Source organism: Chitinophaga agri (assembly GCF_010093065.1).
Lineage (GTDB): Bacteria > Bacteroidota > Bacteroidia > Chitinophagales > Chitinophagaceae > Chitinophaga > Chitinophaga agri.
Genome location: NZ_CP048113.1, coordinates 5,190,155 through 5,216,862 on the forward strand (window position 1 = coordinate 5,190,155; position 26,708 = coordinate 5,216,862).

Sequence of the window (26,708 nt, forward strand, 5' to 3'; positions counted from 1 at the left end):
CAGAAGAAGTAAAAGGGTAAAATCGCGGAAACTACGCGTAGCGGCTGATCTATGCCCTTATGCTTTTTCCTTTTCTCCCTTTCTGCATTCTTTCGTACTTTTATGCCTTCCCTTTTTAATATTCAAACAGCATTTCCCGATGCAAGTCCGGGATTTTTATAAATAGCATGAAGGCAAATTATTTAGATGAACTGAATGAGCAGCAACGCCTCGCAGTAGAGCATATTAATGGTCCACTGATGATCGTGGCAGGCGCTGGCTCAGGTAAAACGAAAGTGTTGACCACGCGTATCGCACACCTGATGCGTCACGGGGTAGATGCGTTTAACATCCTTTCGCTTACATTTACTAATAAGGCTGCCCGTGAAATGAAAGAACGTGTGGAAAAGATCCTCGGTGGAACCGAAGCACGTAATCTTTACATTGGCACTTTTCACTCCGTGTTTGCTCGCCTGCTCAGGTCAGAAGCACATCGCCTCGGCTACCCCAACGATTTTACCATCTATGATTCTGATGATGCGAAAAGCGTGCTTAAGACCATCATAAACGAACAGAACCTGGATGATAAACATTATAAGCCTAATCTGGTGTATAACCGCATTTCTGCGGCTAAGAACAGCCTGATGGGCCCAGAGGAATATCAGCATGACTATGCCGTTCAGCAGGAAGATATGCGTGCTAACAGGCCGCTTACCGGTAAGCTGTATGATATGTACGCCAAGCGCTGCTTTAAAAACGGTGCAATGGACTTTGACGACCTGCTCTTCAAAATGTACCAGCTGCTGAAAAACTTCCCGGAAGTACTGCATAAATACCAGCATAAGTTCAAATACATCATGATCGATGAGTACCAGGATACCAACCCTGCTCAGTACGAGATCATCAAACTGCTCGGCGCCGCTCATGAGAATATTTGTGTGGTAGGTGACGATGCACAGAGTATTTATTCCTTCCGCGGTGCTACTATCCAGAACATCCTTCAGTTTGAAAAAGACTACGATGATGCCAAAGTGGTAAAACTGGAACAGAACTATCGTTCTACAAAGTCGATCCTGAATGTGGCCAATGAGGTCATCTCCAATAACAAAGGCCAGATAGAAAAGAACCTCTGGACTGATAATGGAGACGGCGAAAAGATCAAGCTCGTAAGGACAATGACTGACAATGAAGAAGGTAAATTCGTTGCAGACACGATCGCTGAACAAAAACTCCGTAATCACTACGCCAACAAGGACTTTGCTATTCTCTACCGTACCAACGCCCAGAGCCGTGCATTTGAAGAAAACCTGCGCCGTAAAGCGATTCCTTACCGCATCTTCGGAGGTCTTTCCTTCTATCAGCGTAAAGAGATCAAAGACTTTATTTCCTACCTGCGTATTGTAACCAATCCACAGGAAGAGGAAAGTATGAAGCGTATTATCAACTATCCGGTACGTGGTATTGGTAAAACAACGGTTGATAAGTTGTCCGTACTCGCCAATGATCATAACATCACCTTCTGGAACGTACTGGAAAGGGCGGGAGAATTTGGATTTAAAAGTGGTACGCTGGAAGCTATTGAGAACTTTGTTATCATGATACGCAGCTTCCAGGCGATGCTGGGAAAACACAACGCTTACGACATCGCTTTACAGGTTGGTAAATCTACCAACATCGTAAAGGAGCTGTTCAACGATAAAACAACAGAGGGACTTGCCCGCTATGAGAATATCCAGGAGTTGCTGAACTCAATCAAGGAATTCACCGAAACACCTACGGAAGACGGTGAATTGCTGGAGGCAGAGAAATCACTGGGTAGCTATCTGCAGCAGATCACGCTGCTTACAGATGCCGATAAAGGCAATGATGAGGATAGTGATGTGGTAAAACTGATGACCATTCACGCTGCAAAGGGACTGGAATTCCCGGTGGTATTTTCCGTAGGACTGGAAGAAAACCTGTTCCCAAGTGGACTCTCTATCAATTCAAGGGAGGAACTGGAAGAGGAACGCCGCCTGTTCTATGTGGTGATCACCCGTGCTAAATCCCGTCTCTTCCTTACCTACGCTAACAGTCGTTATCGCTTTGGTCAGCTGGTAAATAATGAATCCAGCCGTTTCCTGGAAGAGATGCCGGAGAAATATATAGACCGCAGCTATGCTGGCGGTAGCGGTGTAAACCGTAGTCCAATGAATAACGGTGGTGGTCTTTGGGGTAACAGCGGTAGTAACATATTTGACCGGATGCAGAAGAAAACACCGCAGTCTTCGCCACAACAATCTGCCGGTCCGCGTCCTGCACCAAGACCCATGCAGAATGCTGCGCCAAGTAACCATGTGCCTTCGCCTAACTTCACTCCGGACGATCCTGCTACGATGGAGGCCGGTATGGAGGTAGAACACCAGAAGTTCGGTTTCGGTACTATCGTCAATATGGATGGTCCGATGAACAACCGGGTGGCAACGGTTAACTTTCCCAAAGCAGGTGGTGAGAAAAAGATCATGCTGAACTATGCCCGCCTGATGATCGTAAAAAAATAATTGCACTATAACTGACTGCAAGAGAAGGGAATTACCCCTCTCTTGCAGTTTTCATTTATACAAGATGATATCTTCCGCTATATTAAAATTGCGTCATTACTGTGCATACCAGGAGCGGTGCCATAGTGAGGTAAAGTCCAAATGCTTTGAACTGGGATTAAGAGGCGAGGAGGTGGATGCTGCCATTGCTGCCCTGATCACTGACAACTTTCTGAATGAGGAACGCTTTGCCAAAGCCTTTGCCGGCGGGAAATTCCGTACTAAACAATGGGGACGCAAGAAAATACTGATGGAGCTCAAACAACGTCAGGTATCGCCATATTGTATCAAAAAGGGAATGGACGAGATTGATGCCGAGGATTATGACAAAACGTTGTATAGCCTGACGGAGAAGAAATATGCCTCCCTGAAAGGAGAACAATACCTTAAGAGGAAGTATAAAACCATGCAGTACCTCCTTCAAAAGGGGTATGAACCTGATCTGATCCAGGAAGCCGTTGAACAAATCGCAAAAGGAGGCGAATAGTTAGCCCATAATTTTCAAACTTTTTAAACGAAGTCATCGTAATTTGCAATGATCAATCAGGAGTTGAGATTAAGCAAAGGATGACATCGGCAATACAGACATTCCTTTGATATTAATCCAGCCAATATTCCTGATCCCAAATTATCAAATTCCTAATTAGAATTATATATGTCAGATCTGAAGGTCACGCTAATACAAACCAACCTGCACTGGGAAAACGTTGAAGAGAATCTTCGCATGTTCGATGAAAAGATCAATTCCATCAAGGAAAGGACCGAAGTAGTGGTCCTGCCCGAGATGTTTAGTACAGGCTTTAGTATGGCTCCCGAAAGACTGGCGCAAAAGATGGATGGTTCCGCTGTACAGTGGATGAAGCAGAAGGCGGCAGAAAAGAACATCATCATCACGGGAAGCCTGATCATAGAAGAAGATGGCCAGTACTGGAACCGCCTGATCTGGATGCAGCCCAATGGTGTGTTCGGCACATATAACAAACGTCACCTGTTCGGTTTCGGTGGGGAGCATGAACATTACCAGGCAGGCGATAAACGCCTGATCGCTTCTGTAAAGGGCTGGAAAGTGTGCCTGACAGTATGTTACGATCTCCGTTTCCCGGTATGGTCCAGAAATGCTATCTCACCTGAGACAGATGCTCCTGCCTACGATGTGTTGATCAACGTGGCCAACTGGCCTGAGCGGAGAAGCACTCCCTGGAAAACACTGATTCATGCACGTGCTATCGAGAATCAATGTTATGCTATCGGTGTGAACAGGGTAGGTAATGATGGCAATAACATTTATCATAGTGGCGACTCCAGCCTGATAGATCCACTCGGTGAGATCATCTATCGCAAGTCACATGATGAAGATATTTTTACAACGACACTCGAACGCGCCCGCCTCGATGAAGTGAGGAAAAATTTCCCGTTCCTGAAGGATGCTGATAAATTCCAGATATTTTAATGTTGAAGGGCGTACATCATATTGCTATCATTTGTTCTGATTACGAACGAAGTAAGCGTTTCTATACAGAAGTACTCGGTCTGAAGATCATCCGCGAAGTTTACCGGCTTGAACGCCAGTCATACAAGCTGGACCTGGAACTGAACGGGACCTATGTCATCGAATTGTTCTCCTTTCCCGATCCTCCTTCAAGAGTCAGTGGCCCCGAGGCCGCTGGATTAAGACACCTGGCTTTCACTGTCGATGATATCGACGAGGTGGTTGCCCACCTGGAATTATGTAACGTAACGCCAGAACCTGTACGTGTTGATCCTTACACAGGCAAACGATTTACTTTCTTTACGGATCCTGACGGATTGCCGCTGGAGCTATATGAAGCATAAAAACAGGTGAAGAGAAACCATTTGGTATTGACTTTGCCTGTTATCCTATAGATACTAAAAACATTGTCAATGCTTAGGGCTTATATCAACACCCGTGTTTTCAACGGTGACTTATGGCTGGACGGCTATGCCGTTATCACAGAGAATGACCGCATCCAACAGGTAGTTCCGCAGGTACAGGTGCCTGAAGCGGCTGAACTCATTGATCTGAAGGGCGATATACTGGCTCCGGCCTTTATAGATCTGCAGATCTATGGTGGTAATGGCCGGCTGTTCCCACTTACACCGGATACAGCGACCCTAAAGGCGACATATGAATACTGTCAGTCCGGTGGCGCTGCTTTCTTTATGCCCACCATCCCCACGCATTCAAGGGAAGTAATCAGCAGAGCTATAGCCGCTGTACGCCAGTATTGGCAGGAGGGAGGAAAAGGAGTATTGGGACTACACCTGGAAGGCCCCTTCATGAATGTGGAAAAGAAGGGCGCCCATCTTGAGCATTACATTGTAAAGCCAACAGCTGCATACATTGATGCACTGCTGGCAGAGGGTGAAGGCATCATTAAAATGATGACACTTGCACCTGAATGCTGTGACCCATCCCTGATAAAGCGTTTACAGGAAGCTGGAGTACTGGTCTCTGCCGGACATAGTAATGCTGATTATGCTACTGCCTGCAGGTTCTTTAATGACGGTATTACCACCGCCACACACCTCTTTAATGCCATGTCGCCTTTCCAACACCGTGCTCCCGGTCTTGTGGGCGCCATCTATGATCATCCTACTGTACATTCCAGCATAGTACCTGATGGTATACATGTGGACTTTGCCGCACTGCGCATCAGTCATAAAATAATGGGAGAACGCCTTTTCCTGATCACTGACGCTGTAGTAGAAGCGAGGGAGGGAGATTACATCTACGTAGAGGAGACGGACCGGTATGTGAATGCGCAGGGTACGCTGGCCGGCTCTAAACTGACCATGCATAAAGGGGTAAAGAACTGTATCCAGGAAGCGTGTATTCTACCAGAAGAAGCCCTGCGTATGGGATCTCTGTATGCGGCGAATGTGGCAGGCCTGTCTCATGAATTAGGTAAAATAGCGCCAGGGTATATGGCGGCAATGGTGGTATTGGATACCAGTTGGGAGTTGAAACAGTTAATTGGGTTATCTTAGCGGTTTCAACTTCAAACTCGCATGGCCATCATACAATACTTTAAGAAAAACCAGTACAAGAACCTTTTCTTCCTGATATGGCTTTTACTTGCACTGGTCCAGGCCGGGTTTACCGAGCTAATGGATGATGAAGCCTACTATTGGGTATATTCCCGCCACCTCGACTGGGGGTATTTTGATCATCCGCCGATGGTGGCACTGCTGATCAAAATGGGATATGCGCTGTTCCACAATGAACTCGGGGTACGCCTGGGAATGATCGTACTGAATCTGTTCACGCTGGTTATTACTGATAAACTGATCCCCCGCAAAGATAACAAACTGTTTTATCTGCTGCTGTGTGTCATGGGCGCAATGCAACTGGGAGGAATGCTGGCCGTACCCGATATTCCGCTGATCTTTTTTACTGCGCTGTTCTTCCTGGTATATCGTGATTTCCTGGAACAGCAAACCTGGAAGAATACACTATTACTCGCGCTGAGCATGGCTTTGATGTTCTACAGTAAGTACCATGGTATTCTCATTGTAGGCTTCACTGTTATCTCTAACCTGAACCTGCTGCGGGTCTTTAAGTTCTATGTAGCCTGTATCGTAACTGCTATCCTGTTCATGCCGCATCTTTACTGGCAGTATGCACATAATTTCCCCTCGCTGCAATACCATCTGTTAGAGCGGAACGCCAGCAGTTACAGTATCAGTTATACGATGGAGTATATCCTGGGACAGTTGCTGTTATTCGGTCCCATAGCCGGTTGGCTCATATTATACTATGCGTTTGTATGCCCAATACAAAATACATTTGAGCGCGCACTGAAATTTTGTGTAATTGGGGTACTGGCATTCTTCCTGATCAGTACTTTCAAAGGAAGGGTGGAGTCAAACTGGACTGTCATGCTGTTCACGCCATCGCTGATACTGGCTCATCAGTCTGTACGCAGAAAACGTTCGCTGAAATGGTCGCTGCGGGTCCTGCCTTACCTCGCTGTATTCACCCTCTTTCTGGTAGCAGTGACGAGAGTATACATGGTATGGGATTTTATGCCGGCGGTGACTGTTCGTCCGGAGATCCATCATAATAAACCATGGGCGGCTGAAATGAAAAGACAGGCTGCTGGTCGGCCGGTAGTGTTTATCAACAGTTATCAGTGGCCTTCGAAATATATGTTCTATAGCGGTGAGCTGGCTTATGTGATCAATAACCGGTACAACCGCAGGAACCAGTATAACTATTGGGATACGGAAAAACAGTTATGGGGCAAGCCTGCGATGATCACTTTCACGCCAGACAACAAGCTGCCTTTCTCCAACAGCTTTAATACTGTAAAAGGAGCATGGAATGCCTATAGTGCGGATCCTTACTATTCTTACACGCTGCTCACATTAGAGACTGCGATGCAGAAGGTAACAGTAAAAAGAGGAGAGCGCATGCCTTTTATACTGCATCTGAAAAATGGGTATAATGGTCCGGTACCGGTGGATAAGGAACATGAAGCTGTTCTGGGTTATGCGTTCCTGGAAGCACAGAGTGGTGTGAAATCCGACCTTACTGTCAGCAGGGCTATTGACCGCCGCCTGATCCGCATGGAAGTGACTATGCCGGATGAACCGGGCACCTATCATCTGAAATTCTGTGTGTTCTCAGGCATATTACCGCCGACGCATAATAGCCAGACCGTGCTGGTTGAAGTGAAATAACAAGCTAATAAGAACGAAAAATGGCGTATCAATCACTATTGATACGCCATTTTAATATAACCGGCTGTGGCCGGCGAATTACTTATTGCTGGAATGCATTCCACCCCTGTGATACCAGCTTGAACTTATTCCCACCCTTGGTGAAAATATGTGCACCTTCACTGATATCTGTCATATAACCGATCACACTGATCTGTTCAGATAGCACGATCTTATCATGGTCTTCCTGTTTGATGGTGAATAACAGTTCATAGTCCTCGCCACCGCTTAACGCTGCCGCGGTTGGGTCCAGACTGAATTTCAGCGCCTGTTCCTTCGTTTCGTTAGCAATAGGGATCTTCTCTTCGTACAGTCTCACCCCCAGGTTGCTTTGTTTGCAGATGTGCAGTATTTCAGAGCTGAGGCCATCACTCACGTCCATCATGGAGGTGGGTTGTATATCCTGCTGTTGCAGGAACTCAATGATATCGCGGCGTGCTTCCGGTTTCAGCAAGCGACCGATAATGTAGGTCTGGTTTTCCAGGTCGGGCTGCAGCTGAGGACTTTCCAGGTAGATCTTTTTCTCTCTTTCCAGTAGCGTCAGCCCCAGGAATGCAGCACCCAGATCGCCAGATACGCAAAGCAGGTCTCCTTTCTGGGCAGTAGAACGTTTAACGAATGTGTCCGGCGCTACTTCACCAATAGCAGTAACACTGATGATGAAGCCCTTATTGGAAGAAGAGGTATCGCCCCCTATCAGGTCTACGCCATATTTCTCACAGGCAGCATACACACCTTCGTAGAACTCACTGAGTGCATCTACGGAGAAGCGGTTGCTAAAGGCAATGCTCACCGTGATCTGCGTAGGTGTTGCATTCATTGCATAGATGTCAGAGAGGTTCACCACGACTGATTTGTAACCCAGGTGTTTCAGCGGGGTATACATCAGATCAAAGTGGATACCTTCTACCAGCATGTCGGTAGAGACTACTGTCTGGCGTCCGAAATGATCAATAACAGCAGCGTCATCGCCTACACCGAGAATCGTGCTTGCCTGTTGTATTTCTATATTTTTTGTAAGCAGTTCTATCAGTCCGAACTCCCCGAGGGAGTTAATCTCTGTTCTTTCTTCGCTCATGGTATATGATATTAGATCAGTATTTACCGTTTACAATATCTACCAGTGGCTCATGGATGAGGTTATTGGTAGCTATCAGTGTACGTTGATAAGGAGAATAGCGGTTGCCTTTGAAATCGGTCACCTTCCCGCCGGCTTCTTCCACAATCAGAAAACCAGCAGCTGCGTCCCAGGCATTCAGGCTGTGTTCGTAGTAACCGTCAAAGCGGCCACAGGCTACCCAGCACAGGTCAATGGCAGCAGAACCGAGACGGCGTACCGGCTGGCCCTGTTTAATAAAATACTCAAATATTTCTGCCGGGCTATGTGTATATTCTCCCCATGTATAAGGAAAGCCGGTTGCCATACAGGCTTTTTTGATGTCCGCTTTTGCGGATACCTGTATACGCTTGTCATTCAGGAAAGCACCCTGTCCTTTTTCAGCAAAGAAAAATTCATTCAGAAACGGATTATAAACCGCTCCCAGTATCATTTCTCCATCCTGCTCTACTCCGATAGATACACAGCAGATAGGGATACCATGCGCGAAGTTCACCGTACCATCCAGTGGATCGATGATCCATTTGACATTTGAGTCAGATACCAGTTCTCCTGATTCTTCACTCAGAATGAAGTGGTCGGGAAAGTTTTCCCTGATCACACTGAAAATGGCAGTCTCTGCATTCTTATCCGCTTCTGTAACAAGGTCATTTACTGAGCTTTTGCTCAATACCTCGAAAGAGCCATTAAAGTATTGCTGTAGAACATCTCCGCCGGCTTTTGCTGCTTTGAGTAGGGTTGCTTTTAACATGGGGCAAAGGTACGCGGGAATTTTTTTTCTAACCATATCGTTTTTGTTAATATGTTTGTGATAGATTGCCAGCGGTCAGATACAAGTAATTCAAATTCCGGCCGTCGCAATCTAAAATCGGCGTATTTTTGCAGCTAATAAATGAGAAGGAAAATTAATGGCCATTTTAGGTAATCTTATATCCAGGTCACTGCGCATCAGGAAGAAATTCACATTTAAGTTAGGGACACCTCGTCAATACCAGCTTCAGGTATTACGCAGATTGTTGGGCAAGGCGAAGGAGACGCAGTTCGGGCAGCACTATAAATTTCAGGAAATCCTGAACAGTCCGAATATCATGGCGCAGTATCGCGCGACCATCCCCGTGCATAATTATGATAAGATGCATGATGAATGGTGGCACAAATGCCTGGAAGGACAGGCGAATGTCAGCTGGCCTGAGAAAATAAAATACTTTGCGCTGAGTTCCGGTACATCGGGATCGGCCAGTAAACATATTCCGGTAACCAAGGACATGTTGAGGAATGTCAAGAAAGTGGGCGTTAAGCAGCTTTACTCCATGGCTAACTTCAATATCCCTCCCAAGTCCTTCGCCAAAGGTATTCTGATGCTGGGTGGTACCACCGCTCTCTATGAGAAAGGTGATTATTATGAAGGTGATATGAGCGGCATCCAGGCGAAGAATATTCCCCGTTGGTTCAGACGCTTCTATAAACCAGGTGGTAATATCTCCCAGAAACCGAACTGGGAGCAACGTATCAAACTCATCGTGCGCAAGGCGAAACAATGGGATGTGGGTACCGTATGTGGTGTGCCTGCATGGGTACAGATCGTACTAGCCGAGATCATCAAATATCATGGTGTAAAGAACATTCATGAAATCTGGCCAAACCTGGCTGTATATATTCACGGAGGTGTATCTTTTGAACCTTACCGCGATAGCTTCCAGAAATTACTCGGTAAGCCTATCAACTTCATCGAGACTTACATGGCTTCCGAAGGTTCCTTCGGTTTCCAGGCAAGACCAGGTGTAAGAGGTATCAAACTGGTATTGAACACAGGTATCTTCTATGAATTTATTCCTTTCAATGAAGAGAACTTTACTTCTGATGGAGAAGTGAAGGCCAATCCAAAGGCTTACATGATCCACGAAGTAGTAGAAGACGTTGAATATGCTGTCATGTTGTCTACCTGTGCTGGTGCATGGCGTTACCTGATCGGCGACGTGGTGAAATTCACTTCTGTGAAAGAACACGAGATCGTCATCGTTGGGCGTACGAAACAGTTCCTCAGCCTGTGCGGAGAGCATATGAGTATCGACAACATGAATAAGGCGATCGATATGGTGCAGAAGAAGATGGGTATTACCATTAAGGAATTCACGGTAGCTGGTTTCCCTTATCAGAGCCTGTTCGCACACCGCTGGTACATTGGTACTGATGATGTGAACGTCGACACCAACCGTATACGTGAGATCATCGATCAGACGCTTAGCGAAGTGAATGACGACTACGCAGTAGAAAGAACTTCAGCACTGAAAGAGTTGTTTGTAGAGGTACTTCCCAATGAGGTTTTCATTGATTATATGAGAGCAAAGGGGAAGGAAGGCGCTATGAATAAATTCCCACGTGTACTGAAAGGCGAAAAGCTGAAGGACTGGGAGCAATTCCTGAGCGTGAAGTCAGTTTAAGAATTTTAACGATTTTATTAATAAAAAGAGGGGTAACTTTCACCAATAAAAGTTACCCTTTTTTAATTAAGGATAGCCGTAAGAGTAACGGTAACGGAATTTTGTAGCGCATGATAGCAGCACTGGCAGCGGGCATGGTGTTGGGCCTCTTTCTTTCGATCTCAGTAGGTCCTGTCATCTTTGCCATTATAAAATATAGCATTAACAACGGTTTTAAGGCAGGGGTCAGCTTCGCTTTGGGAGTATCATTCAGTGATATCTTTTTTGTACTGACGGGCAATCTGGCTACGTCTTTTATTACCGGTCTTGAAGAATACAAACAATACATCGGCATCGTCGGGGGTATACTCCTCGTAGGCATGGGTATCTACGGCCTGCTTTTTAAGAAAGTGAAGATCAGTACCGGCGATGAGCGTCCTGAGATGTTCCGCACACATGACTATCTGAAAATATGGCTGGCCGGCTTCCTGATGAACACCCTGAATCCGGGCGTGATCATCTTCTGGTTGGGTGTGTCTGTAGCCAATAGTTCCACCACCGTCGGTCACCGTGTAGTCATGTACCTCACCTGCCTGGCCTGGGTACTGTCTACTGATATCCTGAAGGTATTTGTAGCTGATAAGATCAGGCACAAGCTGACACTGAGTAATGTAGTGTGGCTGAATAAGATAGCAGGGGTAAGCCTGATCCTGTTTGGGGTAATATTACTTTACAAGGTATTATTTGATCCTGCTGGTATAACCGGACATTAACACAAAAATACTCGTATAAAAGAAAAGCCATCCGCCGAAGAGGGGATGGCTTTTTCTTTTTATTGGTGGTGGTAATTTGCTTATCTGATAGTCCAGGTCTCTTTACCAGCCAGCAGTTTATCCAGATCGCCGGGGCCTCTTTTAGCCAGGGCATCTTCTGTCTGGAAGTTCAGCTGGTCTTCATAAGTAGGACGGAAAGCCTGGTAGAACACGCCAAATGGACGTGGCAGATGACCTTCAATACGCGGATCGTCAAACATACGGGTCAGGATCTGTGCTTTATAGAAATCTCTCTCATCATGTATCCAGAGGTCTTCAGCACTGTATTCACCACCCAGTTCCACAACCACAGGTTTTAAACCATCCAGGCGGATACCTTTATTCTTCTGCGCACCGAAGATCAGTGGCTGACCCTGTTCAACAAAGATCGTTTCCTCCAGTTTGCTGCCTTTCTCAGTGAATACCTCAAAAGCACCATCATTAAAGATGTTACAGTTCTGGTAGATCTCGAGGAAAGAAGCACCTTTATGCGCATGGCTGCGTTTCAGCATTTCCTGCAGATGTTTAGGATCACGGTCCATGCTGCGGGCAATGAAGGTCGCATCTGCTCCCAGCGCCAGCGCCAGCGGATTGAACGGATGGTCAATACTACCAAATGGCGTAGACTTCGTCACTTTGTTCTCTTCTGAAGTAGGAGAGTACTGACCTTTTGTCAAACCATAGATCTGGTTATTGAACAGCATCACATTGATATCGAAGTTACGACGCAGCAGGTGAATGGTGTGGTTACCACCGATGGATAGACCATCGCCGTCGCCGGTCACTACCCAAACGCTCAGTTCAGGACGTACTGCTTTCAGCCCTGAAGCAATAGCAGTAGCACGACCATGGATCGAGTGCATACCGTATGTGTTCATATAGTAAGGAAAACGTGAGGAACAACCGATACCCGATACGATCACAATGTTTTCCTTTGGAATGCCCAGACCGGGCATGATTGTCTGTACTTGTTTTAATATAGAGTAGTCTCCGCAACCCGGACACCAGCGCACTTCCTGGTCCGTTGCAAAATCCTTCGCCGTTAACGCCTGCGGAGCTATGGTAGCTGTTGACATCTGAATATTTTAAAGAAAAAGAAAAAAACGGTGGGCAAAGTTACGAATTGTTGCCCTTCGCGGTTTACGCAATAAGGAATACTTCTGTTTCCCCCTGTTATTTATGCCTGTTCCTGTTGCAATAACTCTTCCCAGTACTCGGCTGCTCTCCTGGTATGTGGTATTACTATAGTACCGCCAACAATGTTGGCTACGGCAAAGATCTCATACATTTCTTCTGTAGTAATACCCTGTTCGTGGCATTTACCCAGGTGATATTTGATACAGTCATCACAGCGGAGTACCATCGATGAAACCAATCCCAGCATTTCCTTCACTTTGGTACTCAATGCACCCTCAGCGTAAGTATTTGTATCAAGGTTAAATAAACGGTTAATGACTTTATTCTGTTTGCCCAGGATTACCTCATTCATTTTAGCGCGGTAATCGTTGAATGCTTTTATCTCGTCTGCCATTTTATTGTTGTTTACACACCTTAAAGCTATGAAACGATTCGCAAATATTAATCAATCTACTTGTTCAGTAGACTATGTCTTTGGTCAGGAAAAGTGCTGATTTGCATTTGTATTGTAAATGAGCGTGTTATGTGACTTTGAATAACCATTGGTTATTGCTCATAACAAGAAGTGATGCTGACATTGTCTCCCGCCCCGATGCTCATTTCAAGCAAAATGATCCTGGAAAGTATCCGCCGCTTAACAATAAGATAACATTCAAGCCTTTTCTTTGCGCTTTATCTGCTGATTATGTTTGTGATGCGTTTCTTTTTACTGCTGATTTTAGGCGGACTACTGTCCGGCAATCTTCCTGCTCAAAGCGATAAGCTCTCAAAATTTCAACAATTCGATGGAGACGACTATGAGCAGATAAAACCTGACTCTACCTTCCTGCAACTGAAGAATGCCTATAACAGGGCTATCGAAAAGAAAGATCAGCTTGCTGCTGCCAGCTGTCTCTCTCAGATGGGGCAGATCTGTTTCCATCTGGGGCATCTGCCACAGGCACTTGACTATCACATGCAGGCTATCAGCATTTTCCGCAAAGAACACGCTGCTCTTCAGTTGGCCGGTAACCTGAACGATGTGGGCATGCTGTATTATTATAATAAGCAGCCGGAATTATCCCGCGGTCAGTATGAACAGGCCCTCGAGATATACCACGCCGTACATAACACGCCGGGTATTGCCCTGACCTATGGTCTCATCGGTCACCTTCATGAAAAAGAACAGCATTACGACAGCGCTTTCTTCTATCAACGACTGGCATTGAGCACCTATCTGCTGGCAGACGATAAGAAGGGCATGTCCAAGATCTACGAAAATATTGGTAGTATCTATGAAGATCTGGCCGTATACGATTCTGCTGCCTGGTATTTCAATAAAGCTTTGGATCTCAATATTATTGCAGGTGAAGACCTGGCCCGTATTGAGATCTATAATAACCTGGGAGATGTATCCCGGAAAACCGGTCACTACGCTGAGGCACTTGCGCTGACCCGTCGTGCGCTCCTACTGTCGCTTGCACTGCATGAGCAACACCAACTGGCAGGTGCCTACCGCGATCTCGCCAAGGCACATCACCTGGCTGGTACGAACGACAGTGCTTATTTCTACCTGGAACTCAGCCGTCAGCATCTGCTGGAAACCTATTCCGACGAAAACAGTAAGCAGGTCGCTTTACTACAGTCCGTATATGATATCGAAAAGAAGAACAATGAAATAGAACGGTTGCAAAATGCCCGTAAAACCACCCGTATCATGACGGTGGCTATCATTATTGTGGTACTGTTACTGGTGGTCATGGGGGTGCTGATCATCAGCCGGCAACGCCTGAAGCTGCGCAACGAACAGATATTGAACACACAGCACCGTCAGACATTTGAAACAGAGAGGGTACTGATGGAAGCGGCCCTGCAAACCAAACAGTTACAAGAGGGTAAACTGAAGGAAGAACTGGAAGTACGTTCCCGGGAACTGACCACCCACACCCTCCACCTGATCCAGAAGAACCAGCTGCTGGAAGAGCTGCGTACACGCCTGGATGAAATGATCAGGGATGATAAGCGCGACCAGAAGAAACAGCTCAAGCAACTACTCTCCCAAATTAACCATAGTTTCAACCACGACCAGTACTGGGTGGATTTCCGCAACATCTTTGAACAGGTGCATCAGACCTTCTTCGATAACCTTAAGAAATACTGCCATACGCTCACTTCCAACGATTTACGTCTGGTAGCCCTGCTCAGAATGAACCTGGAGTCAAACGACATCGCCACTCTTCTCGGGATTTCCACTGACAGTCTGCGTGTAGTAAGGTACCGGCTCAGAAAGAAGCTAAACCTTCAACAGGGGGATAGCCTGACCGCCTTTATCCAAAGCTTATAGCGTTCATAACCTTCCTGACTTTACTTTCCTGGAAAATTTGATCAGTAGCGGTACCAATCGCGCTGAAAGACACTATTGCGTCCCTTATTTACCAGGAGAAAATCTGACCCCGTCACCGTATCCAACCCCTAACCATACAAAACAACGCTACGACCCAAGGCAAATAATCCCCCCGAAATTACCTGTTAATATACGCTTAATGTTACGGTAACATTTTCTTAACGGACAATCTGTTACGGTAATGTATATTGTAAACCAATTAGTTATGGTCGATTTGTTGCGCTTGTTGCCTCCTTGTTCACGCCTCTTGTAACGGTGTAGCCTTTTTGTAACCCCGTTAATTTGGCTTCCGGAGATCACCATCGCACCTTTGCGTCAACGGAATAACTCTCTACCGATATGCAAAAAATTCTATTCACCTTTCTCTTTTCCTGCATGAGCATTTTATGCTTTGCACAGACCGGCCTGGTGACCGGTAACATCGTCGACAAGAACCAGCATTTGAATTTGCCTGGTGCGACGCTTAAATTAAAACCCGGCAATCATTACACTGTCTCCAATCAACAGGGTAAGTTTGAATTTTTAAGTGTGCCTGCCGGCACCTATACCCTGGAAGTTACCTACATTGGTTACCAGACACTTTCCCAGGAAGTAGCTGTTACTGCTGGCAAGACCACTGACCTGCAACTGAAGCTTGAAGCCGGTGGTATTGCTGGTAAAGAAGTACTGGTAGTGGGAGACCGTTTGCGTGGACAGGCAAAAGCCCTCAACCAGCAGCGAAACAATCCCAACATCACTAATATTGTATCAGCCGACCAGATCGGCCGTTTTCCTGATGCCAACGTAGGAGACGCGATCAAACGTATCCCTGGTATCACGATGCAGAACGACCAGGGTGAAGCCCGTAACATCATCATTCGTGGTCTGGCACCCGAGCTGAATTCAGTAACCCTGAACGGCGACCGTATCCCTTCTGCTGAAGGCGATAACCGTCGTGTACAGATGGACCTGATCCCTTCTGATATGGTACAGACCATTGAAGTGAACAAGACCCTGACCCCGGATATGGACGCTGACGCGATCGGTGGTTCCGTAAACCTGGTGACCCGCGCGGCTCCAAATGGCCTGCGCGTATCTGCAACCGCTTCCGGTGGTGTAAACCCTATCCGTGGTAAAGCTTTATATACTGGCGGGCTGGTAGTTGCTAACCGCTTCTTCAATAATAAACTTGGGGCAGTAGTAAGTGCTTCCTATAATAATAATGATTACGGTTCTGATGATATGGAAGCTACCTGGAGCAAAGATGACTTCGGGAATGTTTTCGTGTCTGAATCAGAAATACGTAAATACAATGTACAGCGTATCCGCAGAAGTGCTTCTGCCTCATTGGACTATAAGATCAATGCGAAGAACACCCTCTACGCCAGCGCTATGTACAACTGGCGCGACGACAGGGAAAACCGTTACCGTCTGCGTTACACGAGCATAGAGCCAGAATACGACGCCAATGACGCTATTACCGGTTATACAGCTTCTGTGCGTCGTCAGACGAAAGGTGGTATTGACAACAATCGTAACAAGAACCGTCGTCTGGAAGATCAGCGTGTACAAAATTACTCCTTGCGTGGTGAGCACCTGCTGGGTAGCAAAGTAGATCTGGACTGGTCTGCCAGCTATTCCAAAGCAACCGAAGACAGACCTAATGAGCGTTATATCGAATATCGCGCTTCTAATGGTAGTCCGGTAAACATGGACGTGAGTGATCCGCGTTTCCCATTGGTAACTGCTCCTACCCTGAGAGATGAAGACTTTTCTTTCAAAGCGCTGAGCGAAAACCATGATTATACAAAAGAAGACGAATTCGGTTTCAAACTGAATGTACGTTTCCCATTCAGTGTGATCGCTGGTCAGAAAGGCCGCCTGCGTGTTGGTACACGTCTGCGTCTGAAAGACAAAGAAAGACTCAATAACTTCTTTGAGTACGAACCAACCAGTGATTTTGCTAACCTGGCAGGCATCTCCAACACCAACATGAGTGGCAAAGGGTATCAGCCGGGAGAAAAATATGTTCCAGGTACTTTCGTAACGAATACATTCCTGGGTGCACAGCAGCTGAATGATGCTTCCAAATTTGAAAAGAGCGATGTTCCTGCTGAATATCTGGCGGTTAACTTTAATGCAAAGGAAACTATCTCTGCTGGTTACATCCGTTGGGACCAGGACCTGACCAAACAACTATCTGTTATCGCAGGTGTACGTGTTGAAAATACTCAAACCAATTATGAAGGTAACATCGTAGCGGAAGAAGAAGACCTGGAAGGACAGCGTAATGTGAAGAACAGTTATACCAACGTATTGCCAGGTATTACGTTCAAATACAATGTAAACAGTGACCTGGTGCTGCGCGCAGCTGCCACCACTTCTATTGCACGTCCAAACTACTATGATATCGCTCCTTATGTAAGCAGCCTTGCTGACGATGCTGAACTGAGTGCTGGTAACCCGGACCTGAAAGCAGCTTATGCGTGGAACTTTGACCTGATGGCTGAGCAATACTTTAAATCAGTGGGTATCCTGTCCGGTGGCCTGTTCTACAAGAGCATCAGCCACTTTATCTACACTTACAGAGATAACACCTACACCAGAGAGAAATTTGCGAATGACTATAAAGATGTAGCTACTAATCCTATTCCTGCTGGTGAGGAGTGGGTATACAAACAGGCACGTAATGGTGACAATGTAAGAGTATACGGTTTTGAAGTTGCCCTGCAACGTCAGCTGGACTTCCTGCCAGGTTTCCTGAAGGGTTTCGGTGTGTACGTGAACTATACCTATACCAAATCTAAGGCGGACGGTATCTTCAATGCTGATGGTGACAAACGTACCGATGTAACCTTACCAGGTACTGCACCACATATGTTCAACGCTTCGCTGTCTTATGAGAACCCTCGTTTCACAGCAAGACTGTCCGGTAACTATACTGCTTCTTATCTGGATGAACTGGGTGGCGACAATTTCGATGACCGTTTTTACGATAAACAATTCTTCCTGGACCTGAATGCTTCCTTCAAGCTGACAAAGACGCTGAGAGTATTCGGCGAAGCAAATAACCTGACTAACCAGCCACTGCGCTACTACCAGGGTATCTCTTCCAGAACTATGCAGGCAGAATACTATCGCCCGAGATACAACTTCGGTGTGAAGTTCGATCTGTAGTTTATAGTTTTTTATAAAATAGAATAACATACATGCTTAAGAAAATCTTGGCGCCTTTAAGTGGTCTTGTCATCCTCGGCGCATGCCAGGTGGATTCTGCGAAGACTGTAGTAAGGCAGGATGGTATAAAGCCTGTGGTTGTAACACAGGAAACAGGGCACGATACTGACGACCCGGCCATCTGGATCAATAAAAAAGATACGCTGAAAAGCCTCATCATAGGCACAGATAAGGATAGTGATGGTGGATTGTATGCCTTTGATCTGGAGGGGAAAATTGTCAACAAAGTACTGGGTCTGAAACGCCCTAATAATGTGGACATCGCTTATGGCTTCAAATTAAATGGTCAGCTGGTTGATATAGCCGTCCTGACGGAACGAGAAACAAATAGTATCAGGGTATTCCGCCTGCCTGATCTGACACCGGTGGATAACGGCGGCATACCGGTATTTGAGGGGGAGAAGGAACGTGCACCAATGGGTATTGCGCTCTATACCCGTCCGCAGGATAGTACCATTTTTGCCATCGTAGGTCGTAAGAGCGGCCCTGCTGATGGATATATATGGCAATATCACCTGGCGGATGAGAATGGAGTAGTGAAAGGCCATGTGGTAAGAAAGTTTGGTGCCTATAGCGGGAAGAAAGAGATCGAATCTATTGCGGTAGACAATCAGCTGGGATACATTTATTATTCTGACGAAACAGTTGGTGTACGCAAGTACCTGGCAGATCCGGCCAGAGGGGATAATAAAGAACTGGCGCTGTTTGCAACCGCAGGGTTTGTGTCCGATCACGAGGGTATTTCCATTTACCCGACATCCGATTCTACAGGTTATGTACTGGTCTCCAATCAGCAAAACAATTCATTTATGATCTACAGAAGGGAAGGCGAGAATGGTGTAGCAAATGAGCATAAGCTGATAGCAGAAGTGCCGGTATCCACCCTGGAAAGTGATGGCTCGGAAGTGACGGCTGTTCCACTGGGCAGTAAATTCCCTAAAGGCATGTTCGTGGCGATGAGCAATGGAAGGGTTTTTCACTACTATTCATGGGAAGATATACTAGCTAAGATCAAGGATAAATAGACTGGAAAATAGAGACGAAAAAAGGCGTTCACCTGGGGTGGACGCCTTTTTCGTTTATAGTATCATCAGATACGCTTTTATTATTTTAGTTGTCTTTCTGTAAAGAAGAAGATCATCATTGCGGCTGCAACTGTCAATACTGCTGTTAATATCCCGGAGATCATCATATCTGACACAAGGAAGGAGAATACAAGTCCTGCTAATGCAAGCATAACACCAACCTTTATCATTAACTTACTGGAATACTTATTGGCCAACTGCCAGTTTTCTTCGTTCTGCATTGATTTCTGTGTTCTGTAGCCATAGGTGGCATTGATCTTTTTAGGTGGGTACCTTTGTGAGATGAATGCTGCGATGATAAAAACTACTCCTGGCAGTAAGGGCGAAATCAATAAGCTGTTTAGTGAAATCATGGGTCGTACAATTTTAAGGGTTATTTCCCGGCATCCTGCAGAAAGTCCTTCAGCCCCTGTACTATCTTGTCTGCGAGCACCAACCGGAAGTTCTCATCCAGTATACGCATTTCATCTTCCGGATAACTGAGGAACAGTGTCTCTATCAATGCTGATGGCATCTCTGTAGGCATGTTAAGAATAAAGTTAAAGTTAGCATTATTCTTAAAGTCTGCCAACCCCGTTTCCAGCAACCTGGTATGTATAAACCGGTTCAGCGGCTCACAGAACGTATGTTTATAATAGTTAGCAGTGCCTTTGATGTCTACCGGATTGATAGACGAGTTCATATGAATACTTAGCAGCAGGTCGGGCGCCAGTTGCCGGTAATTATACAACCTGGCCTGGTTGTCGACGAAGACATCACTCATACGTGTTGTGATCACCCGTGCGCCTTCTTTTTCAAGGGCAGCTTTGACGAGTAAGGTCATGGTCAGCGACAGTTGTTTTTCTGCTATGCCCATAGCGCCAGCAGTACCAATATTGCCACCTCCGTGACCGGCATCCAGTCCGATAGTCAGGTTTTTCAGCTCCAGGCTGGCTGGCTGGTGTTTGATGCGGATAGTGATCCGGTTACTGTCGGCGTAGTAGATCTTATATCCCCAGGGTTGTTTATGTGTCAGGGAAATGGCTATACGGAATACGTCCGGGCTTACCTGTTTCCAGTCTATCCGGCTGATCTCTCCCGTCGGCCGTGTGGCTGGGAGGAAGCCCGGTTCGGAAAACGCGCCATGGATATCTACCGTGATCTTACCCGGATTGACTTCCTGGGAGGAGAGGTAGGGTAGTTTATCCGCGAGTCCTACAGAGATATAATCATATTGTTTATCGCTCCATACCCTGGCTTCGGTGACGATGCTCTCTGGTACTGGCTCAGTAAGCGTCATGGTATCTACAAGTCCTTCAGGGATGTAGCCAAACTGGTTCTGACTCAGTCTTACCCTGTAGTGGCTACCTTCTTTTCCTGAGATGCGCAGTAGCACATTCCTGTCCAGGTACCCCATCTTTTCGGGCCCGAGTCGATCGCCATCGGGAGAGATGGTAAGGTAGCTCATATCATCAATGGTACGGGCGGTCAGTTGGGAATTCCGTTGATAGGTATACCGCGAGCTGCCTGCCAGTACGGCTGTCTGCCCTTTGTGTTTCAGCGTTACATTGATCTTCCCGTCCAGCAGTGAGTCTGCTTCTGTCAATACATAATAGCCTGAATAGAATCCCGGAATGCCACCTGACTGTGCGGCAGGCAGCTCAGGAATGGTTTTACCATTGAACCAGCTGGCCTGTCCGTCAGGATAGCCCTTCATGCGTACACGCAGGGTATCACCCGCTGAGAGGATGGTATTGGTCTTAGGGGATATATTAACGTAATCTATGCGGAACGATGGCGTTACACGCGCAGGGGGGAGCGGATTAAAATAGAAATGATACGTACGTGATACGAATTTACCGGTGCTGTCAGTTGAGGATAGCACATAGGTACTCTTGCCGTGTTTTATCTCGCGTTTGATGGCGAAGACACCATTAGGGTATACATAAATGCTATCATTGTTGAGCAACACTTTACATCCTACGCAGGTACGTCCTGACCAGTATTGCTTCGAGCTACTGGTATTGATTTCCGTCCTGAGTGGCTGTGCCATTTTCAGGTACGCCTGTGCATGTAGTTGCAGACCTGTATATGCTGTTTGTAACAGTAGTAGTAATGCGAATCTCCTCATAGTCCCGCGGCAAAGTAGTCCAAAAAAAGTGCCATCCGCTCTTACGGATGGCACTCGAAAGTATTGAAAAATTGCGATGGTCAGCTTACCAGGCGTATTTATTTTCTGCGATTAGTTTGTCGGCTATACGACGGCGGGCATCTCTTGTGTTGAATGGAGTGGTTTTCGTGAAGCGTTTGATACCCAGGAGCATCATTCTTTGTTCGTCACCACTACCGAAAGAGTTAATCGCATCTTTTGCATATTTGTTGATGCGGTCAGCCGCATCATTGATATACGTCCGTACGATGTCAGCCTGTAATGCATTAGCCGCTTCACCTTCCAGTTCTATTCGTTTCAGGAGACGGAGTAATGCACTTTCTGCGCCGAATGTCTCAATCGCCATGTCGGCAATATTCATGAGGATTTCCTGTTCATGCTGGATTTCCTGCATCAACTTCTGTACCGCGCCACCTGCTACCAGCAGGATGGCTTTTTTGAAGTTGGCAACTGCTTTTTTCTCTGCAGCAAAAGGTGTTTCATCATCATTACCGAAGTCCGGAATACTCATGAGTTCCTTCATGACATTCATGGCAGGGTTCATCAGGTCCAGGCGGCCTTTGAGTGCCCGTTTTAATGTCATGTCGAGCGCCAGCAGGCGGTTGATCTCGTTGGTACCTTCAAAGATGCGGTTAATGCGGCTGTCGCGGTATGCCTTGGAGATAACGTATTCATCACTGAAGCCGTTACCGCCGTGTATCTGCACGCCTTCATCCACGGAGAAGTCGAGTGCTTCAGAGCCCTGCACTTTCAGGATGGCGCATTCCACTGCATATTCTTCTGCTGCACCGAGCAGTGCTTCTGCGAACGGTTTGCCGGCGGCGATCAGTTCTTTTTCTTTATCGTCTATGAGCTGCGCAGTGCGGTAAAGGGCCGATTCACATACCCAGTTCCGGATCACCATTTCACCCAGTTTATGTTTGATAGCGCCGAAATTAGCGATGGGCTGTTTGAACTGCTCGCGGGTATTGGCATACTGCACTGTGATAGTGGTAACGTTCTTAGCCGCACCGATAGCCGCCGCACAAAGTTTCAGACGACCGATATTGAGAATGTTAAACGCGATGAGATGGCCTTTACCGATCTCGCCGAGTACATTTTCTGCCGGTACCTGGGCGTCCTGGAAATAGATCTGTCTTGTGGAAGATCCTTTAATACCCATTTTATGTTCTTCCGCTCCTAAAGTGAAGCCAGGAGTATCTTTGTCTACGATGAATGCGGTGAATTGCTCACCATCGATCTTTGCAAATACAGTGAATACATCTGCAAAACCCGAATTGGTGATCCAGCATTTCTGACCGTTCAGTATATAGAACTTGCCATCCTCCGATAGCTTAGCAGTGGTTTTGGCACTCAGTGCATCCGATCCGGAGTTAGGCTCTGTCAGGGCATAGGCACCCTTCATTTGTCCGCTGGCCAGGGATGGAATATATTTTTGTTTTTGAGCCTCTGTACCAAAATACAGGATAGGCAGGGAGCCAATGCCGGTATGAGCCGCCATTGCTACTGAAAAGGAGTGGCCTGCGCCCAGGGCTTCGTTGATAAGGGTGGCGGTGACGAAATCTTTTCCCAGTCCGCCATATTCTTCCGGAAATGCTGCGCCCAGCAGGCCCAGCTCACCGGCTTTGTCCAGCAGGGAAGGCATCAGCCCTTCCTCCAGTTTATCAATACGGTCCAGTACGGGAGAAACTTCTTTGGTTACAAACTGCTCCGCCATTTCTTTGATCATGCGTTGCTCTTCATTGAAATCTTCGGGTGTAAAGACTTCGTTGGCAGGGGTTTCTTTAACGAGGAATTCCACGCCTTTTAAGGCATGTTTGTTATCAACTGTAGCGTCCATCCTGAATTTTTTTTGGTCCTATTGTAATTTACTTGTTTTAGGGCAAATGGCAAAAGTTGATAAATTTGCGGCATGTCTTCTTTTTTTCTGCCATATCTGAAAAGCCGTTTCCATATCATAACGAGTGGAACAGGTGAGGAACTGCTCATCTGCCTGCACGGTTTTGGAGAGAATGCGGAGAGCTACAGTCGTTTACATGATACATTGGGTACCCATTATACCATTGTGTCGCTGGACCTGCCACTGCATGGGCAAACGGAGTGGAAGGAGGAGCGGGCATTTGCCATGGAAGATCTGAAAGAAGTAATACTACTCATTCTCCAGCATTACCGTTTCAAGACTTTCTCCCTGATGGGGTACAGTATGGGGGGTAGGGTATCGCTTTGTGTGGTACAGCTGCTGGCTGAGAGAATTGACCGGCTGTATCTGCTGGCTCCCGACGGACTAAAAGATAACCGCTGGCATATGTTTGCCACACAGACTGCAATAGGGAAGTGGCTGTTCAGGTACTGTACCTACCATCCGCAGTTGTTTTTCGGCCTGCTGCATGCCTGGCGGAAGTTAAGGCTCATCAGCCGGGGATTGCACAAATTCGCTTTTAACAGTATGGACACCCTCGAAAAGCGGGAAAGGGTGTATTTTGTCTGGACATGTATGGGGCAAATGATGCCCGACAGGGAATTGTGTAAGCAACAACTGAAAACGCACCGGGTGCAAACGCTGCTGCTTTTTGGTAAATATGACCGCGTTATTCCGCCAGTATTGGGCATTCGTTTTATGGATGGTACCTTCCCCTGTGAAATGAGGGTGCTGGAACGTGGACATCAGCTGATCAGTGAAGAAGCGGCAGAAGTGATCACCGCCTATATTTTTTAATCTATCAACAACAACATACCATCTGCTGCAGACCAGTAATGCTGCAGCCTATTGAAACAGTTTATGTACATTATTCTATCGATCCTGTCCCTGTTGGGTATTATTTACGGCTATTTAATGTTTCGTTATGGACAGGGTTGGAAAAAGTTGCAGTCCTTTCAACCTGCTCATGCTATAAGTGGCCGCACAAAGGTCACCGTGATCATTCCTGCGAGGGATGAAGAAGATAACCTGCCACCACTGCTGCAGGCACTGAAAGCACAGTCTTATCCGGCGGAATTATTTGAGGTGATTGTCATAGATGATTTCTCTGCGGATGCAACAGCTGACATTGTTCGCAGCTTCCCCGCAACTAACATTCATCTGCTGCAACTGAGCCAGCATCTGAGTGCTGAGCAACGGTTAAATTCGTATAAGAAGAAGGCAATTGAGATGGCAGTAGAACGTGCTACCGGCGATATCATCATGACCACCGATGCGGACTGCGTCATGGGGCCGGAATGGATCACCCGTATGGTACAGTTTTACGAGACCTATCAACCAAAATTTATTGCAGCACCGGTAAGTTTCTACAGGGAGGATAACTTCTTCAAGATCTTACAGTCGCTGGACTTCATGACGATGCAGGGTATTACCGGAGCACTGGCGGCATTGAAATCCGGTACAATGTGTAATGGTGCCAATCTCGCCTATGAACGCAAGGTGTTTTATGAGGTAGGTGGTTTCAGGGGGATAGATAATATCGCTTCAGGAGATGACATGCTGCTGATGTTTAAGGTCTACCGTGCTTATCCTAACGGTGTATTGTATATGAAAAATGACGAGGCGATAGTAAGAACATTACCGGTGGATACTTTCAGATCTTTTATGCATCAGCGTATACGCTGGTCTTCCAAAGCAGATAAGTATGATGATAAGCGCCTGATCTGGGTGCTGGCGCTGGTGTATTGCTGGAATGTGGGAATGCTGCTGGCAGGCATTGCTGCGCTGTTCCTGCCAGGATGGAGGCTGCTGGTGCTCGGATTGCTGACCTACAAGATCGTGGTGGAATTTTATTTCCTGATACCTGTCGCACGTTTCTTTGGTAAAACCACTTTATTGTCCCGGTTTATTCCCGGACAGTTGTTTCATATTCCTTACATTGTAGTGGCGGGATGGTTAGGAAAATTTGGTTCCTATCAGTGGAAAGGCAGAAAAGTTAAATAACGGTATGTCAGATACGAATAACTATACATCTTTCGGCCGGCAGGCATGGAAACGTTTACGGCGCAATAAGGGCGCTGTAGCGGGTATGTTGTTGATCGTACTGGCAGTCATATTGAGCATTTTCGCCTACCTGCTGGCGCCTGACGGTACGCCTTATGCAAATAGAATGATGCTGGAGGCTGGCGGACAAAAGCCGGGGTTTCACATACGTACACTGGCTTTAAAGCGCGAGAGCGCTATTGTACGAACCAGCTGGTTCACCCGGCTGATGAATGGCCAGCCAGATACGGTTAACTATATTCCTATCCGTGACTGGCATTTTGAAGGGGAATCCATTGTGGTAGCGCGTTATCTCGATGAAGAGGAAACCATGCCGGAGAAATATACGCTGAGCCGTGTATTGTATGCGAGGGAGATGCCGGCAGGGACCAGGCTGAAAGAGTGGCAGCAGCAGATACGGTCAGCGCACATTCAGGAACGCATTTACCGGCTGGGATCGGACAAGTTTGGCCGTGACATTCTGAGCCGGTTGCTCGTCGGTACGAGGGTGAGTCTCAGTGTGGGGTGTATTGCGGTAGTGATCTCGCTCACGATCGGTATTTTTCTGGGAGCAGTAGCAGGTTATTTCCGTGGAGTGACTGACGAGGTGGTAATGTGGCTGGTCAATGTTATATGGTCAGTACCGACGCTGCTGCTGGTGTTTGCTATCACCCTGGCGCTGGGGAAAGGTTTCTGGCAGGTATTCATAGCCGTTGGGCTGACAATGTGGGTCAATGTAGCCAGGATCATCCGCGGACAGGTACTGGCACTGCGTGAGTTGCCATTTATAGAAGCGACACAGGCGCTGGGTTTTAGTCATACCCGCACTATTGTACGTCATATACTGCCTAATATTCTGGGGCCGGTGATGGTCGTGGCGGCGGGCAACTTTGCCACAGCTATTGTAGTCGAGGCGGGGCTTAGTTTTCTGGGAGTAGGTGTACAGCCACCGCAACCTTCCTGGGGGCTGATGATCAAGGAGAACTACAATTTTATCATCACTCACAACCCTATGCTGGCCCTGATACCCGGGCTCGCTATTATGAGCATGGTGCTGGCTTTTAACCTGTTGGGAAATGGCCTGCGTGATGCCCTGGATGTACGCCGGTAAACACTTGGATCGCATT

21 protein-coding genes are annotated in these 26,708 nt (G+C 46.8%); 14 read left to right on the plus strand and 7 right to left on the minus strand.

Features of this window, described 5'->3' with window-relative positions; genetic code table 11:
* The first annotated feature begins 167 nt into the window (after nt 1-167).
* The 6 genes from GWR21_RS20690 (at nt 168) to GWR21_RS20715 (ending at nt 7,262) form a co-directional block, all read left to right on the plus strand.
* A complete protein-coding gene (locus tag GWR21_RS20690) occupies nt 168-2,519 on the plus strand; it encodes an ATP-dependent helicase (RefSeq protein WP_162333586.1) in 2,352 nt (783 codons plus the stop codon).
* Between the two features lie 64 nt (nt 2,520-2,583).
* A complete protein-coding gene (locus GWR21_RS20695; protein WP_162333587.1) occupies nt 2,584-3,045 on the plus strand; it encodes a regulatory protein RecX in 462 nt (153 codons plus the stop codon).
* 168 nt (nt 3,046-3,213) lie between these two features.
* Complete coding sequence (locus GWR21_RS20700) at nt 3,214-4,008, plus strand: amidohydrolase (protein WP_162333588.1); 795 nt, start codon at nt 3,214-3,216, stop codon at nt 4,006-4,008.
* Nucleotides 4,008-4,391: an SMU1112c/YaeR family gloxylase I-like metalloprotein gene (gloA2, locus tag GWR21_RS20705; protein ID WP_162333589.1), complete on the plus strand. Its 384-nt coding sequence runs from the start codon at nt 4,008-4,010 to the stop codon at nt 4,389-4,391. Before GWR21_RS20700 ends, gloA2 begins: the two co-directional genes overlap by 1 nt.
* A gap of 69 nt (nt 4,392-4,460) precedes the next feature.
* Nucleotides 4,461-5,567 carry an N-acetylglucosamine-6-phosphate deacetylase gene (gene nagA / locus GWR21_RS20710; RefSeq protein ID WP_162333590.1) on the plus strand — a complete coding sequence of 369 codons (1,107 nt, stop codon included), beginning with the start codon at nt 4,461-4,463 and terminating at the stop codon, nt 5,565-5,567.
* Between the two features lie 21 nt (nt 5,568-5,588).
* Nucleotides 5,589-7,262: an ArnT family glycosyltransferase gene (locus GWR21_RS20715; RefSeq protein ID WP_162333591.1), complete on the plus strand. Its 1,674-nt coding sequence runs from the start codon at nt 5,589-5,591 to the stop codon at nt 7,260-7,262.
* A gap of 82 nt (nt 7,263-7,344) precedes the next feature.
* Here the strand turns inward: GWR21_RS20715 and thiL are convergent, their stop codons facing one another.
* Together thiL and GWR21_RS20725 are read right to left on the minus strand one after the other, a co-directional pair.
* Nucleotides 7,345-8,379, minus strand: a complete 1,035-nt coding sequence (thiL, locus tag GWR21_RS20720; RefSeq protein ID WP_162333592.1) for a thiamine-phosphate kinase — start codon at nt 8,377-8,379, stop codon at nt 7,345-7,347.
* A gap of 16 nt (nt 8,380-8,395) precedes the next feature.
* Nucleotides 8,396-9,169 (minus strand): inositol monophosphatase family protein, encoded by a 774-nt coding sequence (locus GWR21_RS20725; protein WP_202928971.1) that lies wholly within the window; start codon nt 9,167-9,169, stop codon nt 8,396-8,398.
* 157 nt (nt 9,170-9,326) lie between these two features.
* Here GWR21_RS20725 and GWR21_RS20730 point away from each other — a divergent pair, with 157 nt between their 5' ends.
* Nucleotides 9,327-10,859 carry a GH3 family domain-containing protein gene (locus GWR21_RS20730; RefSeq protein ID WP_162333594.1) on the plus strand — a complete coding sequence of 511 codons (1,533 nt, stop codon included), beginning with the start codon at nt 9,327-9,329 and terminating at the stop codon, nt 10,857-10,859.
* A gap of 110 nt (nt 10,860-10,969) precedes the next feature.
* Nucleotides 10,970-11,611, plus strand: a complete 642-nt coding sequence (locus GWR21_RS20735) for a LysE family translocator (protein WP_162333595.1) — start codon at nt 10,970-10,972, stop codon at nt 11,609-11,611.
* Between the two features lie 80 nt (nt 11,612-11,691).
* On the opposite strand, the gene GWR21_RS20740 is transcribed toward GWR21_RS20735, so the two are convergent.
* Together GWR21_RS20740 and GWR21_RS20745 are read right to left on the minus strand one after the other, a co-directional pair.
* Nucleotides 11,692-12,726: a 2-oxoacid:ferredoxin oxidoreductase subunit beta gene (locus GWR21_RS20740; RefSeq protein ID WP_162333596.1), complete on the minus strand. Its 1,035-nt coding sequence runs from the start codon at nt 12,724-12,726 to the stop codon at nt 11,692-11,694.
* A gap of 101 nt (nt 12,727-12,827) precedes the next feature.
* The gene (locus GWR21_RS20745) at nt 12,828-13,181 is read right to left on the minus strand and encodes a carboxymuconolactone decarboxylase family protein (protein WP_162333597.1); all 354 of its coding nucleotides are present in this window, start codon (nt 13,179-13,181) and stop codon (nt 12,828-12,830) included.
* A 291-nt stretch (nt 13,182-13,472) separates the two neighbouring features.
* On the opposite strand from GWR21_RS20745, the gene GWR21_RS20750 reads away from it, so the two are divergent.
* From GWR21_RS20750 to GWR21_RS20760, 3 genes are all read left to right on the plus strand, one after another.
* Nucleotides 13,473-15,110, plus strand: a complete 1,638-nt coding sequence (locus tag GWR21_RS20750) for a tetratricopeptide repeat protein (protein WP_162333598.1) — start codon at nt 13,473-13,475, stop codon at nt 15,108-15,110.
* Nucleotides 15,111-15,509: 399 nt separating this feature from the next.
* Nucleotides 15,510-18,326, plus strand: coding sequence for a TonB-dependent receptor (locus GWR21_RS20755; protein WP_162333599.1), 2,817 nt, complete (start codon nt 15,510-15,512; stop codon nt 18,324-18,326).
* Between the two features lie 32 nt (nt 18,327-18,358).
* Nucleotides 18,359-19,411: a phytase gene (locus GWR21_RS20760; RefSeq protein ID WP_162333600.1), complete on the plus strand. Its 1,053-nt coding sequence runs from the start codon at nt 18,359-18,361 to the stop codon at nt 19,409-19,411.
* An 80-nt stretch (nt 19,412-19,491) separates the two neighbouring features.
* Here GWR21_RS20760 and GWR21_RS20765 read toward each other — a convergent pair whose 3' ends face one another.
* The 3 genes from GWR21_RS20765 to GWR21_RS20775 form a co-directional block, all read right to left on the minus strand.
* The gene (locus GWR21_RS20765) at nt 19,492-19,824 is read right to left on the minus strand and encodes an SdpI family protein (RefSeq protein ID WP_162333601.1); all 333 of its coding nucleotides are present in this window, start codon (nt 19,822-19,824) and stop codon (nt 19,492-19,494) included.
* A gap of 20 nt (nt 19,825-19,844) precedes the next feature.
* Nucleotides 19,845-21,581, minus strand: a complete 1,737-nt coding sequence (locus GWR21_RS20770) for an N-acetylmuramoyl-L-alanine amidase family protein (RefSeq protein ID WP_162333602.1) — start codon at nt 21,579-21,581, stop codon at nt 19,845-19,847.
* An 85-nt stretch (nt 21,582-21,666) separates the two neighbouring features.
* The gene (locus GWR21_RS20775; protein ID WP_162333603.1) at nt 21,667-23,460 is read right to left on the minus strand and encodes an acyl-CoA dehydrogenase family protein; all 1,794 of its coding nucleotides are present in this window, start codon (nt 23,458-23,460) and stop codon (nt 21,667-21,669) included.
* 72 nt (nt 23,461-23,532) lie between these two features.
* On the opposite strand from GWR21_RS20775, the gene GWR21_RS20780 reads away from it, so the two are divergent.
* The 3 genes from GWR21_RS20780 to GWR21_RS20790 all read left to right on the plus strand — a co-directional run bounded on the left by GWR21_RS20780 (nt 23,533) and on the right by GWR21_RS20790 (nt 26,692).
* Nucleotides 23,533-24,336: an alpha/beta fold hydrolase gene (locus GWR21_RS20780; protein WP_162333604.1), complete on the plus strand. Its 804-nt coding sequence runs from the start codon at nt 23,533-23,535 to the stop codon at nt 24,334-24,336.
* Between the two features lie 63 nt (nt 24,337-24,399).
* Nucleotides 24,400-25,542 (plus strand): glycosyltransferase, encoded by a 1,143-nt coding sequence (locus GWR21_RS20785; protein ID WP_162333605.1) that lies wholly within the window; start codon nt 24,400-24,402, stop codon nt 25,540-25,542.
* 4 nt (nt 25,543-25,546) lie between these two features.
* Complete coding sequence (locus GWR21_RS20790; protein WP_162333606.1) at nt 25,547-26,692, plus strand: ABC transporter permease; 1,146 nt, start codon at nt 25,547-25,549, stop codon at nt 26,690-26,692.
* Nucleotides 26,693-26,708 lie beyond the last annotated feature (16 nt).